The organism is Parabacteroides caeci, from assembly GCF_023656795.1.
GTDB lineage: Bacteria > Bacteroidota > Bacteroidia > Bacteroidales > Tannerellaceae > Parabacteroides > Parabacteroides segnis.
This window is the reverse complement of record NZ_JAMOKT010000051.1, coordinates 16,620-35,691: the sequence shown is the minus strand read 5'-3', so window position 1 is coordinate 35,691 and position 19,072 is coordinate 16,620. Positions and strand designations below refer to the sequence as shown.

Sequence of the window (19,072 nt, the reverse complement as noted above, 5' to 3'; positions counted from 1 at the left end):
TCAGTCCGGGCACGCTTTTTTGTTTGGTGGAATAGGGGTTTTTATTAGATTTGTTGTCTTATCAGTAAAAACTAAAAATGAATAGATCATGAAAAGAAATGTGTGTTTACTATTATCATTCCTGATGTTCCTGTTGATGGCGAGTGCATGCGGTGATTCTGAATTTGATAAGGATTACAAAGATTATCAGGATACACTGGCAAAGAAGCAGGCTACTATTGAACAGTTTATCACGAAAAGCAAGAGTGAAAATCCGAATGCTAATTTCGGAATGTATCTGAACGATAAACTGTTGACTGCAACTACTTCCGTCCGGATAGAAAAGCATGTCGTTTATTTTGGAGATTACCAACTTGATCTGAAAGATTTTGTTGCTTGTGAACAAAGTTATATGACATATTCCATTTATTTCTGGAAGTAGATCCGGTTGTTGTCTAAAACCTAAATACCCCTTAGTTGTAATGGCTGAGGGGTATTTTTGTTTTCATTAAATAAAGTTACACAATCAGAGCGGAGAAGTTAAAAAGTAAATTTTACTTTTGTACACAGTTGTGAAACATATTCTAAATTGGAATAGTTATACTCATGTAATAATTCAACCAATATGAAGATAGGACTATTTATCCCGTGTTATATCAACGCGGTGTATCCCGAGGTTGGCGTAGCCTCTTACAAACTCTTAAAGCATTTGGGACTGGATGTCGACTATCCTTTAGACCAGACCTGCTGCGGCCAGCCGATGGCGAATGCGGGTTTCGAAAACGAATCGTTGAAACTGGCCCTGCGTATGGAAGAACTGTTCCAGCAATACGATTATGTGGTCGGTCCCTCGGCCAGTTGCGTAGCTTTCGTGAAAGAAAACCATCCGGGCATACTGAAGTCCGGAGGGCATGCCTGCCTGAACAGCGGAAAGATATACGATATCTGCGAGTTCCTCCACGATATAGTGAAGCCGGAAAAGCTGCCGGCCGTTTTCCCCCACAAGGTGAGTATCCATAACAGTTGCCACGGCGTGCGCGAACTGCATTTGTCTTCTCCGAGCGAAATGAATATTCCTTATTTCTCCAAGCTGCGTGACCTGTTGAAGCTGGTGGAAGGCATTGAGGTGTTGGAGCCGAAGCGCATCGACGAATGCTGCGGTTTCGGTGGCATGTTCGCTGTCGAAGAACCGGAAGTATCGGTTTGCATGGGATACGATAAAGTAAAGGATCATATGAGTACCGGAGCCGAGTTTATCACCGGAGCCGACAGTTCCTGTCTGATGCACATGCAAGGTGTGATCGAACGGGAACATCTGCCGATCCAAACGATTCATATTACTCAAATATTAGCCGCAGGATTATGAGCACGAAACATTCTATAGCAGCTGCCCGTTTCATAGCTAACAGGAAACAGGAAGCCTGGCACGACGAAACCCTTTGGATGGTCCGTGCCAAAAGAGACAAAATGAGTCATTCGCTTCCCGAATGGGAACGTTTACGCGAATTGGCCTGCGATATAAAACTCTACTCCAACAGCCATTTGGATACACTGCTGGAAGAGTTTGAAAAGAATGCCATAGCCAATGGGGCAATTGTCCATTGGGCGAAAGATGCGGCGGAGCATAATGAGATCGTCGAAAAGATTCTTCAGCAGCATAATGCCCATACATTGATCAAGAGCAAATCCATGTTGACGGAAGAATGCGATATGAATAATTACCTGTTCGGGAAAGGGTATGATATCATCGAGAGTGATCTTGGTGAACGTATTCTTCAATGGATGCATCTTCTTCCAAGCCATATCGTGCTGCCTGCCATCCATATCAAACGTGAGGAAGTGGGCGAGATGATGGAGCGCGTGCTGGGTACTGAAAAGGGAAATTTCGATCCTACCTATCTGACGCATGCAGTCCGTAAAAATATGCGCGAAAAGTTTCTGACGGCTGATGTAGCCATGACGGGAGCTAATTTTGCTGTTGCTTCGACCGGTGAGATTGTGGTTTGTACCAATGAAGGAAATGCGGATATGGGGACTTCGTTCCCTAAAGTCCATATTGCCACGTTCGGAATGGAGAAGATCGTTCCCGACCAGGAGGCGCTGGGTGTCTTTACCCGTCTGCTGGCCCGTTCCGGTACAGGGCAACCGATTACTTCTTATACTTCCCATTACCGTAAACCGCAGGATGGCGGTGAGTTCCACCTTATTATTGTAGATAACGGACGCAGTGATATCCTGGCAAAGCCCGACCATATCCGTACATTAAATTGTATCCGTTGCGGGGAATGTATGAATACCTGTCCGGTATATCGGCGGAGTGGCGGGTATTCTTATACCTATTTTATACCCGGTCCGATCGGTATCAACCTGGGTATGTTGAAGAATCCGGAAGAGTACTCCGATAATGTGTCTGCCTGTTCTTTATGCCTGTCCTGTTCGAATGTCTGTCCGGTGAAGATCGACCTGGGTGAACAGATTTATCGCTGGCGTCAGGATCTGGATAAGATCGGTAAGGCCAGTTCGGAAAAGAAAATAATGTCGGGTGGCATGAAGTTCCTGATGGAACGGCCGGGTTTATTTAATACGGCGCTGAAATTTGCTCCGTTGGTGAATAAAATGCCTCGTTTTATGATATACAATGGTTTGAATGCCTGGGGGAAAGGACGTGAAATGCCGGCATTTGCCAAAGAGTCGTTCAATGATATGTGGAAGAAAAATAAAGTAAAATAAGATGAGTACAAAAGATGATATATTATCCCGTATCCGCAGCCATACCGGGACGCGTTACGAGAAACCGGAAATAACGTTGGATGCAATCACTTATGCAGACAAACTCAAACAATTCTCCGACTCGCTGGAAGCAGCCGGCGGTCAGGTTGCCGTATGGCAGCCGGATGACGACATCAATGAATTGATCAGCCGGCATTTCCCGGAGGCAAAACGTATCGGTTCGAATCTGCCCGGAATAACCGTTGCCACCTTCAATCCGGATTCTCTTTCCGATCCCAGGGAATTGAACGATACCGACCTGGCCATTGTGGAAGGCTGTTTCGGGGTGGCGGAGAACGGTGCTGTCTGGATTACGCAGCAAGTGAAGTTCAAAGCACTCTACTTTATTCCGACAGCCCTGGTAATCATTATCAATAAAGATGCTTTAGTCAATAACATGCATGAAGCCTACCGGCAGCTGGAATGTACCGATTATAAATACGGCTTCTTTGTCTCCGGCCCGTCCAAAACAGCCGACATTGAACAGGCCCTGGTGCTCGGAGCTCATGGACCGATGAAGGTACTGGTGGTTTTGAAATAGGGGTAAGTTCGTTATTTATCAAATGTGAACTATCTTGTCCCCGTGTCAAGCACGGGAACGGGATAGCCCAATCTTTCTATACATTCTTTACTTCGCTTTCTTTACCGCTGCAATTGTAGCTTTGTAATCCGGTTCCTGGCTGATATCTTTCACATACTGTACATACGTTATTTTACCATCTTTGCCAATTACTACTACACCGCGGGCAAGCAACTTATTTTCTTTTATCAGGAAGCCATAATTCATTCCAAACTCGCTTTCCCTGTAATCCGACAAGGTATAAATCCGGTCGATCCCTTCTGTCGCACAAAAACGTTCCAATGCAAAAGGAAGGTCTTTGGATAGTGTCAGGACAACCACATCTTTCCCTAAACCGGATGCCTCTTCATTAAATCTTCTTGTCTGGGCGGCACAGACTTTGGTGTCGACGGAAGGAAAAACGGATAGAACAACGACTTTCCCTTTGAAATCGGACAATTTCATTTCTTTCATATTGCTGTCTATACCGGTAAAATCAGGAGCCATCTCTCCGATATAGGCTTTTGTACCCAGCAAGGTGACTGGCTTTCCCTTCATTGTAATCCCTTGATTATCTTCGAATGATTGAGCTGTTGCCATACCGGTGGAAATCAATATACACAATATCATGTAAAATAATCTGTTCATAATCTTCTTTTTGTTATGTTTTTATAGAGAATCTATTTAAGCAAATATAAAGAAATCAGAGGGGATGGGATGATATTTTCTTATTCATTTTATCTATCGGCTGATAGATATAGATGATCGGATATATATTTAATGGATACTGCCGGATAAAAGGATAGAAAAGCTTGGCTTTTAAGTGAATAGTATTATTTTTGTGGAAGACTTAATTCGTATTCACGAACATAATACTCAATATTCTTTTACCATGAGCAACGTAGAAATGATGAACAGAAGAAAATTTATCCGGACAGGTGTTGCCGGAGTAGCCGGATTGTCTCTGGCGCAGGTGGGATGGGCTGATATACAGCGGGTACTTCCTTCAGATATGTCAGTCGATAAAGTAAAGCTGGGAAATACCGGACTGGAAGTCTCACGGATCGCTTTGGGGACCGGGACGAAAGGCTGGAACTATGAATCCAACCAAACCCGTATCGGATTGGATAATTTTGTGAAACTGGCTCATCATGGCTATGAACGCGGACTCCGCTTTTTCGATATGGCCGATATGTACGGCTCACAACCTTTTGTCGGTAAAGCCTTGAAGGAGTTACCCCGTGAAAAGGTTACCCTGATGACAAAGATGTGGACGTATGACGAGGGTTCGGAGAAAAGGGAACCGGTTCGGAAAACACTCGACCGCTTCCGGCAGGAGGCCGGTACCGAGTATTTCGATATCCTGCTGATGCATTGTATGACTGACGGCAATTGGCCGGAAACGCGTAAATTTTATATGGAAGGGCTTGCCAAAGCAAAGGAAGAAGGCATCATAAAAGCCGTCGGTATTTCTTGTCATAACTGGGATGCAATGGCTGAAGCCGCTCAAAATCCGTGGTGCGACATTATCCTGGCCCGCCTGAACCCATTCCAAAGTCATATGGACGGTACTCCGGAAGATGTAAACGCCCTCCTGGGCAAAGCCCGGGAAAACGGGAAAGGTATTATGGGTATGAAGATTTTCGGTGAAGGAAAACACGTTACTGATGAAGAACGCGAACGTTCGATACATTTTGCCGTCACAGAAAGCAATCTGCATTGTATGACACTCGGTCTGGAATCAATCGCCCAAATGGACGATGCAATCGAAAGGGTGATGAGAAATGTAAAAAACAGCTGATAATTATTCTTTCCCGCCGGATAACTACCCGTGACCGGATGGGTAGTTATCCATTGCTTAGCCGATGCCTGTTCATTTTTTAGTCAAATATTTGTGTGTTTATTCCGGGAAATACCTATCTTTGCCCCATCACATTATAAATACCTCCGATGAAAATATCTAAGTAAGCCGGTTTCAGAACATATAATTTAAAAGGTTCAATCTCTGTTGAGCCGATTTCTGCATAACCATCCCGGCTATTTCATGCGCTTATTCCTGGCGCTTTTTTTATTTCCAAATTTTAGTTTCTAACATTTTTAAAGCAGATAGACTATGTGCATATCAGTACAACAGCTTTGCTATATCCATGTGGATAAAGAACCACTATTCAGAGATATCAGTTTGACGGTAAATAAAGGAGAACAAGTTTCATTGGTCGGAAATAACGGGTCCGGCAAATCCACCTTATTGCGGATTATGGAGGGTAGCTTGAAGCCCTCTTCAGGTGAAGTCGTTTGTTCGTCCAAACCCTATTATGTGCCCCAGCATTTCGGGCAATACGATGAATTAACCGTAGTGCAGGCCTTGCAGGTAGAGGCTAAAATCAAGGCATTGCATGCTATCATAGCTGGAGAAGTCTCGGTAGAGAACTTTACGATTCTGGATGATGACTGGAATATCGAAGAACGAAGCCTGGCCGCTCTTTCTTTTTGGGGATTGGAGCACATCCGGCTGGACCAGACGATGAATACGCTGAGTGGTGGCGAAAAGACAAAAGTATATTTGTCGGGCATACAGATACATTCCCCCGAAATTATCCTGATGGACGAACCGACCAATCATCTGGATACCGGAAGCAGGGACAAACTGTATGACTTTATCAGGTCGAGCCGTGCCACTATCCTTATTGTGAGCCATGACAGGACATTGCTTAATTTGTTGCCTTACACTTGTGAACTCGACAGAAGTAAGATCACATTGTATGGTGGCAATTACGACTTTTATAAGGAGCAGAAAGAGATCGCATTGGCAGCCTTGCAGAATCAGTTGAGTGAAAAAGAAAAAGAGTTGCGCCAGGCAAAGAAAATAGCCAGGGAAGCGCTTGAAAGAAAAAATAAATCGAGTGTAAGAGGAGAGAAAGCAGCCATGAAGAAAGGTATTCCCCGTATAATGATGGGGGCTATGAAACAGCACGCAGAACAGAGTACGGTTAAGTTGAAGGATGTGCATGATGAGAAAATGAGTTCGCTCAGTTCCTCCATTACGGATATCCAGACCGCTTTGCCGGATATGCGGCAGATGAAAACGGATTTTAATTCACCGAATCTTCATACCGGTAAAATATTGGTGACTGTTAAGGAACTGAACTTCGGCTATGGCGTGAACCGTTTATGGTCCGAACCACTGAACTTGCAGATCAGAAGTGGCGACCGTATCCGGTTCGGCGGTAATAATGGTTCGGGAAAAACAACCTTATTGAAGCTGATCCTGGGAGAACTGCAACCTACAGAAGGTTCTGTCGATCGTGCCGATTTCAAATATGTTTATATCGATCAGGAATATTCGATTGTGTTACCTGAGCTGACTGTGTTTGAGCAATTAGAGAAGTATAATCTGTTTGCCAAACCTGAACATGAGTTAAAAATGATTTTGAGCCGTTTTCTTTTTCCGGTCGGGACCTGGGATAAAAGTTGTTCAAAATTAAGCGGTGGAGAGAAAATGCGGTTGGCTATCTGCTGTCTGATGGTCAGTAATAGTACGCCGGATATCTTTGTTTTGGATGAACCGACGAACAATTTGGATATTCAGAGTGTTAATATAATAACAACAGCAATCAAGGACTATAAAGGTACCGTGCTGTTGGTCTCGCACGATCTTTATTTTGTGAAAGAAATTAAAATAAACAGGTCCGTTGAACTTTTTTCATCAACTCCTGTTATTAAGATATAGTGTTTTTCATGGTATTAGAATTAAGTTAGATTAGGTTATCCGTCTTGTCCGCGAGGATAGGGCGGTTTTTTTATGCCCTATGGTTTGTATTTCGATGCAGCCAGTATTTCCTGTGCATTATCGTTTTTCATCAATGCTTCGGGAGTTGTATTTGTTTCTTTTATATACTGTTCGATGATTTGCAGTCCGACCCAGCTTCCGATATTTCCGGGAGCATCGCTTGCCAGGAATTGGGCAGGCATGTCTTCGAAATATTTCATGGTGTTCATCTGGTCCGGTGTATATAAATGTTTCCGTTCGACAATGGCTTTCCATATATTGGCTTCATTATTTTTGCACCATTCCCAGGCTTCGTCTGTATAACCGAACAAAGCGGCCGGAGTCATCTCCGGTAATGCTGATAAAACCAGGTATTTTATTTTGCCTTCATAGATCATCCGGTCGAGCAATACATTTTCATTGCCGTTAAATGGGTATTCGGACATCAGCCAGCCGGCGATGTAATCGGGAACCACATGTGAGGGTTGCATCTTACGGCGTTGATAGTCATAGAAAAAGTCCTGATACAACGGATAATCTTCTCCCATATATTTGTCGATGGAGAGTGATAACAGACTGTCGCCGACCAATACGTTCTGGTTGAATCCGGAAACGTGCATGTACAAAGCCGGAATTTGCATGGCCGGGAATTTTTCATGTATCCAGGCGAATGCGTTGCCGATCGATTGCTCTGTCTCTGTGACCGAATCATATTTTTTGATTGCATCCGCATAAAGATTTTTCAGGGTCGGTTCGGAGTAAAAGTTTTCCAGTTTATTGAAAAAGCCGGGCATCTCCGGCGATTGCATATTCAGGATACCTTTACCCAGAATCTCTGTCATCAGCGGATATTGATTCAATAGCTGTTGGTTGAGCGTCGTATCGTCGGAGTTTATTAGCTGGAACAATGCTTTGTCGAACCGGTTGATCGGCATCGGAGTGGCTGTCGTGATATTGTTTGCATTTGTATTTTGTCCGTTACAGCTGCAAAAGCTGATAGTCATAAGGAATGTCAGAAGTATTTTGAAGTTCATTGTTTTTATCTTTATGTTATGTATTAATTGATTTCTCTGTCTTTTTAATACGTTAAAAAATATTACCCGGTATACTATTTTCAAATATCCCGTATAGTAATCCGAATTAGATGGTATAGTAGTGACAAAATGATAAACGGATAATTAACGGTTATATTGTATGGGAAACTTCTTATTACTACCTTTGCATCCCTTTTTGAATATCCATTATGCAATTTACGAATAAACAAATTTGGCAGATTACCTATCCTGTACTCATCAGTTTGCTGATGGAGCATATGATCGGGTTGACCGATACGGCTTATCTTGGCCGGGTAGGAGAGGTTGAGCTGGGAGCTTCGGCACTGGCGGGAGTTTATTATCTGGTTATTTATATGCTGGGATTCGGTTTTAGCGTCGGAGCACAGGTTCTGATTGCCCGGCGCAACGGAGCACAGGATTATACCCGGATCGGACCGGTTTTCATGCAGGGAGCACTTTTCCTGTTATTGCTTGCTGCCACCTTATTTACGGTTTCCCATTTCTATTCACCGGTGATTCTCCGGAAGCTGATCGGCTCGGATGAGGTTTACCAGGCGACCATGAGTTATATCGACTGGCGTGTTTATGGGTTCTTCTTCTCGTTCATAGCGGTGATGTTCAGGGCGTTTTATGTCGGTATCACCAAGACTAAGATACTGACGGCCAACTCTGTCGTGATGGTGCTAACGAATGTGGTGCTGAATTATATCCTGATATTCGGTAAGTTCGGTTTCCCTGCTTTGGGGATTGCCGGAGCGGCGATCGCCTCTTCTATTTCTGAGGCGGTGTCGGTGTTGTTCTTTATCATTTATACTTGGAAGAAGATCGATTATAAGAAGTATGGAATGTTCAGCTTTACCGGAATTGATTTCCGGATGTTGAAACAAATATTGAATGTATCGATCTGGATAATGGTGCAACATGGTATCGCGTTTGTCGGTTGGTTTATCTTTTTTGTAGTGATGGAGCATCAGGGGGAACGTCCGCTGGCTATAACGAATGTAGTACGGAGTATCTCGTCTTTCCTGTTTATGTTTGTCAATGCGTTTGCTTCCACATCGAGTTCACTGGTGAGTAACCTGATCGGTTCCGGCAAGTCAGACCAGGTGATGGGATTGTGCGGGCGGATGATAAGGCTTTGTTACTTTTTTGTGTTGCCGTTAGGGATATTGATCGCTTTATTTCCGGATTTGGTACTGCGTATTTATACGGATAATCCGGACTTGATACAAAGTTCTGTTCCGTCCCTTTGGGTCATGCTTTCTTCCTATATATTGGCGGTTCCTGCTTTTATTTATTTCTTCAGCGTTTCGGGAACAGGGAACACACAGGTTGCATTATGGATCGATATGGCAAGTATTTTTGTATATGTATCTTATACATTCCTGGTCGGTGTCTGGTTGCATGCCGATGTGGCTGTTTGCTGGACAACGGAATATGTTTATAATGGGATGCTGTTTATTGCATTCTTTTATTTGTGGAAAGGAAATTGGAGGAGTAAGAAGCTATAGTTTATCCTCTGTAAAAATATATATGTTTTTACATTTTAAAAGATAGGTACTTTTTTGGAAAGTCTGCCGATAGTTTGTAACTTGCTTTAACACACCCCCTTCCCCCTCTCGAGAGGGGAAAAGTTACTCTCTCATTATAAAAGAAAGGTTCATCTCTTTACAATGCAATCTCTTTACAGATATGGCAGGTTTCTCTTTTGCCATATTTTTTCACAATTTCATATTTGTTATTTAAAGGTGTCCTCAGTTCTTGTGGAACTATGTTAATTTAATCCGGATTGTTAATTGTTACAAATATCCGTATTAAATAAAAATTACAAGTTACAAAAATGATATTTAATATAATAAAACTGGCACTATCCCTAATTAAGTTTCAAAAGTCATCTTGAAAACAGATATGTAATCCACGGAATCTTTTTGTGTTAACTGTGTGTTAAATTGTTAATGCGTTGATATACAATGCATGTCTTCTGCCTTGTGTTTCTGATATTAACATAGTTCCACAAGGACTAAGAGTCAGTAACATAAATAAAATAGCTTATGAAGACATAAAATGAACCTATTCAATAGTATCAGTAATTAACATATTTAATTGTTAAACTTAATATCAATATAATGAATAAATCTATATGCAGTAATATAAAAGGAAAAGCTGTATCCCTAACTATTCTATGTGTTTTTAGTTATACAATATCTTTTGCGTCGGTTAATGTAGGAGTAGATAGGGACAAATCGGCTTCAAGTGGGATTATTCCAAATCAGAGTCAGGTAACCTTCAATTTAAAAGGAAAAGTAATTGATGATATGGGAGAGCCTCTTCCCGGTGCAAATACAGTTCTTGTAGGTGGTACGAGAGGTGTGGCCACAGATATCGACGGATCATTTGTGATCAGTGTTTCGGTCGGTGAGAAACTAACTGTTTCTTATCTGGGTATGGAAGATCAGATTATAACGGTCAAGGATAAGAAGGATCTTGTAATTACGATGAAACCCAAAACGGATGAACTGGAGGAAGTGACCGTCGTTGCTTTTGCTAAACAAAAGAAGGAAAGCGTTATCGGATCCATTACAACCTTGAATCCATCGGAATTGAAAGTTCCTTCCAGTAACCTGACTACGGCAATGGCCGGACGTCTGTCCGGAGTGATAGCCTATCAACGAAGTGGCGAACCGGGAAAAGATAATGCTGAATTTTTTGTTCGTGGTGTGACAACTTTCGGTTATAAAAAAGATCCTCTCATTCTTATTGATAACAATGAGGTTACTACCACAGAATTATCCCGTATTCAACCGGATGATATCGCTTCTTTTTCTATTATGAAGGATGCCACAGCAACAGCTCTTTACGGTTCTCGTGGTGCTAACGGTGTTATCTTGGTAACGACGAAAGAAGGAGCGGAAGGGGCCGCCCAGGTAAGTATCCGGTTGGAAGGTTCCATGTCGCAACCGACAAAAATGGTGGAACTGGCCGATCCGATCACTTATATGCGCCTTCATAATGAAGCCGTATTGACACGTAATCCGATGGGAGCACTACCTTATTCGCAGCAGAAGATAGATAATACGATTGCCGGTGTGAATCCGTACGTTTATCCGGCTACGGACTGGTATAATGAACTATTCAAGAAAAATACATTCAACTACCGTGCCAACTTTAACGTAAGTGGTGGTGGTAAAGTTGCTCGTTATTATATTGCCGGTAGTTATATTTCGGATAAGGGTGTATTGAATGTCGATAAAAAGAGTAGTTTCAATAATAATATCAACCTGAAACGATATATGCTTCGTGCCAATGTAAATATCAATGTTACTAAAACAACAGAAGCTATCGTTCGCTTGAGTGGTGCATTTGATGATTATACCGGACCGATAGATGGTGGTGATCAGTTGTTCGCAAAAGTAATGCGAACTAACCCTGTTTTGTTCGCCCCTTCTTATCCGGCTGATGAAGCAAATCAGTATACCAAACATATATTATTCGGTAATGCAGACAAGGGACAGTATAATAACCCGTATGCCGATATGTTGAAAGGATATAAGGATACGCAAACCTCACAGATGGCGGCTCAGTTTGAATTGAAGCAGAATTTGGATTTTATCACAGAAGGATTGTCTCTTCGTGCTATGTTTAATACAAATCGATATGGTTATTTTGATGTATCTCGTCAATATGTACCGTTCTTCTATAGAATAGGTTCCTATAATAAGTTGGAGGATACCTATATTTTGGCCCCCCTTAACGAACAGGATGGACGTGAAACATTAGACTTTGTTCCCGGTAATAAAGTAGTTAGTTCTACAACTTATTTTGAAACGGCTACTAATTGGAGTCAAACTTATAATGAAAAGCATGCTGTTGGTGCTATGTTGGTTTTCACACTTCGTCAATCCCTAACTTCCGACGCCAATACATTACAACTTTCATTGCCTTCACGCAATGTGAATTTTGCCGGTCGTGCTACTTATGCTTATGATTCGCGTTACTTCCTTGAAGCAAACTTCGGTTATAATGGTTCCGAACGTTTTGCAAAAAAGGAACGTTTTGGTTTCTTTCCTTCAATGGGACTTGGTTGGCTTGTTTCTAGTGAAGCGTTCTGGAATGATGATTTGAAGAAAACGATTAATAAATTGAAACTGAAAGTTACTCACGGGTTATCCGGTAACGATGCGATTGGTAGACCTGAAGATCGTTTTTTCTATATTTCGGAAGTAAATATGAATAGCGATGGTAAGCAATCGTCGTTCGGTACTTATGGAAATTTTGGAGGACGTACGTTGAATGGTGTTTCGATCTCTCGTTACCCGAACGAGGATATAACCTGGGAGACTGCCCGGAAAACAAACCTGGGTGTAGAGTTAGGTCTGTTTGACAAATTGGAATTGCAGGCGGATTATTTTATGGAATCCCGTTGGAATATTTTAATGTCACGTGCTTCTATTCCTACAACTATGGGGCTTCAGGCTGATGTAATGGCTAATGTGGGGAAAGCTAAAAGTAGTGGTATCGATCTGTCGTTGAACTATAACCATATGATTAATAATGATGCCTGGTTGACGGGGATGGCTAATTTCACTTATGCAACCAGTGAGTTTACTGCCTACGAAGAACCTGACTACAGTAGTACCCCCTGGAAGTCGAAACTGGGGACTTCCCTGAATCAGAATTTCGGTTATGTGGCTGAACGTTTATTTGCAGATGAAGAAGATATCCGTAATTCACCGACTCAGTTTGGTAATTATATGGCTGGTGATATCAAATATAAAGATATCAATAACGATGGTAAGATTACCGAATTGGATATGGTACCGATGGGTTATCCGACTAGTCCGGAAATTGTTTATGGTTTCGGTCTGTCCGGAGGATACAAACAATGGGATTTGTCTTTCTTCTTCCAGGGCTTGGCTCGTGAATCATTTTGGATCGACACATCAACGGATAACGGAACTCTACCTTTCCTCAACGGACAGAATGCTTTGTTAAAAGCATATGCAGATGATCACTGGTCTGAAGATAATCGTAACCTGTATGCTTTGTGGCCACGTTTATCTTATGAAGCTGTAGAGAATAATCAGAAACCGTCTACCTGGTTTATGCGTAATGGTTCATTCTTGCGTTTGAAATCATTGGAGTTCGGATATACAGTTCCGACCAATGTACTAAAAAAAGTCTTTGTAAAGAACTTTCGTATCTATTTCAGCGGTACGAACCTGCTTACATTTAGTCCTTTCAAATTGTGGGATCCTGAAATGGGTGGAAATGGTTTAGGATATCCGGTTCAGCGTGTATTCAATTTGGGAGCTCAGATCTCTTTCTAATGAGAGAGGTAACGAAATTTTATCTTAGTGGATTTTATTTATCAATAAATTAGTTTACATGAAAACATTCTATAAAATATTAATGTTTGCAGCATTATTACAGGGATTTACTTCGTGTGACGGTTATCTGGATTTAGTGCCGGATAATGTTGCAACGGTTGAGTCGGCTTTTACGAATCGAGCTGCTGCCGAAAAGTTTTTATATACTTGTTATAGCTATCGCCCGCAGTGGGGTGATTTATTTAATGACCCGGCGATTAACGGTGGTGACGAGACATGGCAGTTCTATCCGATAGCATCACATGTATTTCCAACGTTTACATCTTCTTATTTACAACGCGGATTTCAAAAATTGGATGATCCTTACTTGAATTTTTGGGATGGTCTGCAAGGTGGTAAAGGCTTATTCGTTGGTATCCGTGATTGTAATATTTTTCTGGAGAATATTGCTAATACGGTTGATCTGGAAGAATCAGAACGTATTCGTTGGGTTGCTGAAGTGAAATTTCTAAAGGCATATTATCATTATTATTTGTTGAAATGTTATGGTCCTGTACCTATTATAGACGAAAACTTACCAGTTTCTGCTTCACCAGAACAGGTTGCGGTTTATCGTGATAAAGTGGATGATGTGGTGACTTATGTAAATGATCTGATTTTGGAAGCTTTGCCTGATCTGCCGGATTATAAAGACATGGTTATGAGTATTGAAGGCGGTCGCGTTGATAGACAGATAGCTTTGGCTGTTCGTGCAGAGATGTTGGTAATGGCTGCCAGTCCTTTGTTCAATGGTAATACAGAAATGGCAGGACTGATAGATAATCGCGGGACAGTCTTGTTTAATCAAACGTATGATCCTGAAAAATGGAAAATTGCTGCAGATGCTTGTAAAGAAGCGATAGAAGCTTGTCATGGCGCCGGAAAGAAACTGTATACGGAAATTGAGCCGATCACAGTGACTCAGCATCCTGTGCTCCAATTACAGACCATGTTGCGTCAGGTCGTTTGCGAACGTTGGAACTGTGAGTTGATATGGGGAGGTACAAACAGTCAATGCAGGGATCGTTCCTATCATTCGACTCCTCGTGTTGTACGTATTGATGCTGGAATAATCAATACGATTAGTGCTCAATGGGCTCCGACAATTAAAACAGTGGAAAGTTTTTATACATCCAATGGTGTACCTATGAATGAAGATAAACAATGGAACAAAGAGGGATGGTATGACAAACGCCATGAATTACGTTCGGAACCATCTTCCGGAGATGAGAAATATTTTGTAAAAGAAGGACAACGTACTTGTTATATGCATTACAACCGTGAACCTCGTTTTTATGCCAGCATAGGTTTTGATCAGGGAATTTACTACGGAAATGGGAAAAATGACTTTGAGTCATGTAACTATACTAACTTTTTAAATTTGGGGTGGTCCGGTTATCAAGGGGGTAGTTCCTATTCTATAACCGGTTATGCTCCTAAGAAAATGGCTAGTTATAAAAACGGTGTTACTAACAGTACTATTGCAGAACCGGAGTATTATCCTTTTCCTGTTATTCGTTTGGCTGATCTCTATTTGCTTTATGCGGAAGCATTGAATGAATATTCGGGTCCTTCGGCGGAAGTATATGAATACATAGACCGAATCCGTGAACGTGCCGGATTGGAGGGGGTAATAGATTCATGGAGTAAATATTCTACCGACCCATCTAAACCGACGACAAAAGAAGGTTTGCGCAATATTATCCATGATGAAAGAACGGTTGAGTTTGCTTTTGAATCCAAACGTTATTGGGATATTCGTCGTTGGAAACAGATCGATACTTATAATATACAGCCTCAGGGGTGGAATATCTTAGGTGAGACACCTGAAGACTTTTATAAATTGCAGAATGTTGCTGAAGTTCCTGTAAAAGTAACAGTGAAAGATTATTTTATGCCTATTCGGGAGACGAATATTATTACTAATAAAAATCTTGTACAAAATTACGGTTGGTAATAAATTCAATATCTAATACATTATAATAATGATGAATATGAAAAATAAGATTATACTATCTGCCATGACACTAGGTTTGATTACTTGGTCATGCAGTGAATCTCCAATAGGGCAGCAACCTATAGATTCTATTGCTCCGGGGGCTGTCTCGAATGTGAATGTAAAAAATATTCCCGGAGGGGCTATTCTTAGTTATACTTTACCGGATGATGAAGATTTACTTTATGTTAAAGCGGTTTATAACCTGAAGGATGGGATGGCTGAGGCCAAAAGTTCCCTTTATACAGATACAATTAAGGTAGTAGGTTTTGGCGATATGGAACCGCGTGAGGTTTCGCTTATTGCAGTGGATCGGAGTCGTAATGAATCTGCCCCTGTGAAAGTAACGGTGAATCCTGAAGAACCTCCTGTACTGACGATCGGTAAAACACTTGATTTAGTACAGGACTTTGGTGGTGTACAAGGACAATGGACTAATACAAACCGGGATGAGGTGACAGTCCATATTGTACGTAAAGATGAATATGGAGATTATCAACCTTTGGAAACGTTCTATACGACTGTTATAGAGGGTAGTGGAGCTGCTCGTGGGTTGGATACTATTCCAATGGATTTTGGAATCTACGTGAAGGATCGCTGGGGAAATGTCAGTCCGACGCTTTATAAAGAGTTGACACCTATGTTCGAAACTTCATTCGATAAGACTAAATGGTCCGATGCTAAATTACCGAACGATATTGGTGAAGGTGTAGGTTGGGGGATGTCTCGTATATGGGATGGTATTTATGGTCCGGGTGATAATGGATTTAGTTCGCCGGGTGGAACAGGGATTTGGCCTCAATCGATTACTATTGATTTAGGTGCGGTAGGTAAGATCAGTCGTTTATTGCTCTATCAACGTGGAGATGCCTATATTTTTTCTGAAGGAAACCTAAAACAGTTTGAAGTTTATGGTGCTACGGATTTAGATCCTACAGGTAATTGGGATAGTTGGACATTGTTGGGTACTTTCGAATCAGTAAAGCCTTCGGGGCTTCCTTTAGGTCAGCATTCTTCGGAAGATGATGATGTAGCTCTTGTATCCGGCGAGAATTTTATTATGCCCTTGGATGTTCCACCTGTTCGATGGATTCGTATAAAAGTTACCAGGACTTGGGCAGGCGGCGATAATTTCCAGATTGGAGAGCTGTTTGTGTTTGGAGACAACAGATCCGAATTATATCAATAATTATAAAAAGAACAGTTTATGAAATTCAATAAAGTATATTTTGTATTACTGATGCTATTGGCAATTGCCAGCCAATCATGTACGGATATGAATGATCTTACTGACAAGTATCTTGACGAAGGAGAGATCGTTTATGCTGCAAAAGTGGATAGTGTAGGTGTTCGGGCAGGCGAGAACCGGATTCAATTAGACATTTATGTAAAAGCTCAACGTGTAGAAAATTTACGCGTTTATTGGAATAATTATGAAGACTCTGTCGATGTCGAGATCGGTGGAAAGACTGGTGTTTTTCCTGTTATACTCGATGATATGCCGGAAAGCGGATATCTGTTCCAATTAGTCAGTTTTGATAAATTCGGTAATCGTTCGTTAGAGTTTGAAGCTACCGGATCTTCTTATGGAGAGAACTATAAGAATAGTCTTTCTAACCGAAGTTACATTACCGAGTTTACCCGTTATGATATGGAAGGTGATTCGATGGTGATTTATTGGGGAGGAGTAGCTAGAGGGGCTATTGGTATGGATTTGCAATATACCGATACTTCCAATGAAACGGTTCGTATGGAATTGCCGGCTGATGCTACTACAACTACCCTGTATGATTTGAAGGGAAATATAAGTTACAGCTCACGTTTCATACCAGAAGGGAGTGCCATAGATACATTTATTTCTACATCTAGAAACATACCGGTTTATTATGAACGTCCGATAGACAAATCCGGTTGGAAGATTGTTGGTTATAGTTCCGATGCTGCTGCAACAAATGGATGGGGGGCATCGAATACCATCGATGGCGATATCAATACTCCATGGCACACTTCGCATAATCCATACTCTGGCTTTCCTCATTATTTTATAGTAGATATGGGAGAAACGGTGAATATATCAAGTTTTGAAGTCTATCGTCGTATGGACGACTCAGCGGGTGCCCAGCCGACGCATCAGATTTTTTATGCTGAATCATTGAACGATCCGGCAGACAGTAAGGATCCGGGATGGAAGGATTATGGCGTTTATTCATTTGATAATGTAGTCGATATCCCTCAGTTTTCAAGGGGTGGCAATGTTGTTAAAGCACGCTATTTCATGTATTATGTAGGATCAAACTCTCGCTCATCATATGCTTATATCGGTGAGATCGGAGCTTATTCTCCGGCAGATGATGGCTTGATTCATTAGGCTTTATTTATTATTCGGCAGTCAACAGTAACTGATTTATGGTTAGTTACTGTTGACGCTGGATTTTTTAGAATAATTTTTTGCTTACCGCTTTATTAGAACTGTCAGTCGCAGCGACAAATCGAAAAAGACCATTTTGGCATTTACATTCTGGGTAATATGCCGTTCGGCTTTTGCCAGCTCTTCCATGATATCGAATACATTCCGTTCATTAACAAAAGGGGCGAATTTTACGGCAAAACCGGATTCGTCCATATTCATATAATTCAGATCCGGTGACTGGAAACGGTACATAAAGTTTTCACGGATCAGATGCTGGCAGTATTGCAGGAAGTTCTTTTGGCGTTCGCGTCCGATGCCGGCAAGAACATCGGCCATCGCTTTCATCCCTTTGACGTTACGTGCCCAGGAGTTACGCATCATCGCCTTGAACTGCTCCAGATAGAAACTGTTCTCTTCACTCAAGCTGATCGCTTCTACGGCTTTCAGATAACTCCCGTTTGCCAAGTGGGCCACATGTTTTGCATCGTCCGGAGCCAGTCCGAATCGTGTTATCATAGCAGCTGTTATAGCCTCCGGGTGGATGGAACGGACATTGATTCGCTGTGCACGTGACAGGATCGTTCCTAAGATCTGGTCCGGTATTTCCGATACCATCAGGATGACAGTATTCAAAGGAGGTTCTTCTATTACTTTCAGAAGTTTATTCGCACAGGTCGGATGGAGCTTTTCGGGTAACCAGACCAACAGGATGCGATAAGACGCCTCGTATATTTTCAGATTCAGTTTACGGATGATTTCGTCACTTTCCTTCGAATAGATGATGGCCTGCGAATTGCCGGCATCGATGTAATCCAGCCATCCGTCGATATTGAAATAAGGACGTTCTTTCAGGAAACCACGCCATTCGGTCAAATAATCGTCGCATACTTCTTTTTTCTTTTCCTTCTTGGCAACGATAGGGAATACAAAATGCAGGTCAGGGTGCGCCAGTTCGTTAAATTTCAGGCAGGACGGACATGTCCCGCAGGCATCAGTCTCGGTCCGGTGCGTACAGTTCAGATAACGGCCATAAGCCAGTGCCAGAGGAAATGCTCCCGCACCTCCCTGTTCCGTGAATAGCTGGGCATGAGGCACAACACCTGTTTGTGCTGAATGGATAAGCTGTTTTTTTATCTCTTCCTGACCGATTATATCTTTGAAGTACATGA

At 41.9% G+C, this 19,072-nt stretch carries 14 protein-coding genes; 11 read left to right on the top strand and 3 right to left on the bottom strand.

Annotation, left to right across the window (positions count from 1 at the left end; all coding sequences use genetic code 11):
• The first annotated feature begins 88 nt into the window (after positions 1-88).
• The 4 genes from NBH15_RS21435 (at position 89) to NBH15_RS21420 (ending at position 3,289) form a co-directional block, all read left to right on the top strand.
• A complete protein-coding gene (locus NBH15_RS21435) occupies positions 89-421 on the top strand; it encodes a hypothetical protein (RefSeq protein ID WP_186959140.1) in 333 nt (110 codons plus the stop codon).
• A gap of 183 nt (positions 422-604) precedes the next feature.
• The gene (locus NBH15_RS21430; RefSeq protein ID WP_250823507.1) at positions 605-1,345 is read left to right on the top strand and encodes a (Fe-S)-binding protein; all 741 of its coding nucleotides are present in this window, start codon (positions 605-607) and stop codon (positions 1,343-1,345) included.
• Positions 1,342-2,709, top strand: coding sequence for a lactate utilization protein B (locus NBH15_RS21425; protein ID WP_250823506.1), 1,368 nt, complete (start codon positions 1,342-1,344; stop codon positions 2,707-2,709). The genes NBH15_RS21430 and NBH15_RS21425 overlap by 4 nt, the downstream gene beginning before the upstream one ends.
• 1 nt (position 2,710) lies before the next feature.
• Positions 2,711-3,289 carry a LutC/YkgG family protein gene (locus NBH15_RS21420; protein ID WP_250823505.1) on the top strand — a complete coding sequence of 193 codons (579 nt, stop codon included), beginning with the start codon at positions 2,711-2,713 and terminating at the stop codon, positions 3,287-3,289.
• Between the two features lie 87 nt (positions 3,290-3,376).
• Here NBH15_RS21420 and tpx read toward each other — a convergent pair whose 3' ends face one another.
• Entirely contained in the window at positions 3,377-3,955 is a 579-nt protein-coding gene (gene tpx / locus NBH15_RS21415) for a thiol peroxidase (RefSeq protein WP_250823504.1), read from the bottom strand.
• Between the two features lie 262 nt (positions 3,956-4,217).
• Here tpx and NBH15_RS21410 point away from each other — a divergent pair, with 262 nt between their 5' ends.
• Together NBH15_RS21410 and NBH15_RS21405 are read left to right on the top strand one after the other, a co-directional pair.
• Entirely contained in the window at positions 4,218-5,108 is an 891-nt protein-coding gene (locus NBH15_RS21410; protein ID WP_350472288.1) for an aldo/keto reductase, read from the top strand.
• 312 nt (positions 5,109-5,420) lie between these two features.
• A complete protein-coding gene (locus NBH15_RS21405) occupies positions 5,421-7,037 on the top strand; it encodes an ABC-F family ATP-binding cassette domain-containing protein (protein WP_250823502.1) in 1,617 nt (538 codons plus the stop codon).
• Positions 7,038-7,114: 77 nt separating this feature from the next.
• Here the strand turns inward: NBH15_RS21405 and gldB are convergent, their stop codons facing one another.
• Positions 7,115-8,110 (bottom strand): gliding motility lipoprotein GldB, encoded by a 996-nt coding sequence (gldB, locus tag NBH15_RS21400; RefSeq protein WP_250823501.1) that lies wholly within the window; start codon positions 8,108-8,110, stop codon positions 7,115-7,117.
• A gap of 209 nt (positions 8,111-8,319) precedes the next feature.
• Between gldB and NBH15_RS21395 the strand changes: the two genes are divergently transcribed.
• The 5 genes from NBH15_RS21395 to NBH15_RS21375 all read left to right on the top strand — a co-directional run bounded on the left by NBH15_RS21395 (position 8,320) and on the right by NBH15_RS21375 (position 17,861).
• Complete coding sequence (locus NBH15_RS21395; RefSeq protein WP_250823500.1) at positions 8,320-9,642, top strand: MATE family efflux transporter; 1,323 nt, start codon at positions 8,320-8,322, stop codon at positions 9,640-9,642.
• Between the two features lie 615 nt (positions 9,643-10,257).
• The gene (locus NBH15_RS21390) at positions 10,258-13,458 is read left to right on the top strand and encodes a SusC/RagA family TonB-linked outer membrane protein (protein ID WP_250823499.1); all 3,201 of its coding nucleotides are present in this window, start codon (positions 10,258-10,260) and stop codon (positions 13,456-13,458) included.
• A 58-nt stretch (positions 13,459-13,516) separates the two neighbouring features.
• Positions 13,517-15,454 (top strand): RagB/SusD family nutrient uptake outer membrane protein, encoded by a 1,938-nt coding sequence (locus tag NBH15_RS21385; RefSeq protein WP_250823498.1) that lies wholly within the window; start codon positions 13,517-13,519, stop codon positions 15,452-15,454.
• Between the two features lie 37 nt (positions 15,455-15,491).
• On the top strand, positions 15,492-16,682 hold the full coding sequence (locus tag NBH15_RS21380; protein WP_186959157.1) for a DUF5000 domain-containing lipoprotein: 1,191 nt from the start codon (positions 15,492-15,494) through the stop codon (positions 16,680-16,682).
• Positions 16,683-16,700: 18 nt separating this feature from the next.
• A complete protein-coding gene (locus tag NBH15_RS21375) occupies positions 16,701-17,861 on the top strand; it encodes a DUF4998 domain-containing protein (RefSeq protein ID WP_250823497.1) in 1,161 nt (386 codons plus the stop codon).
• A gap of 84 nt (positions 17,862-17,945) precedes the next feature.
• Here NBH15_RS21375 and NBH15_RS21370 read toward each other — a convergent pair whose 3' ends face one another.
• Positions 17,946-19,070: a DNA polymerase III subunit gene (locus tag NBH15_RS21370; protein WP_250823496.1), complete on the bottom strand. Its 1,125-nt coding sequence runs from the start codon at positions 19,068-19,070 to the stop codon at positions 17,946-17,948.
• Positions 19,071-19,072: the final 2 nt, after the last annotated feature.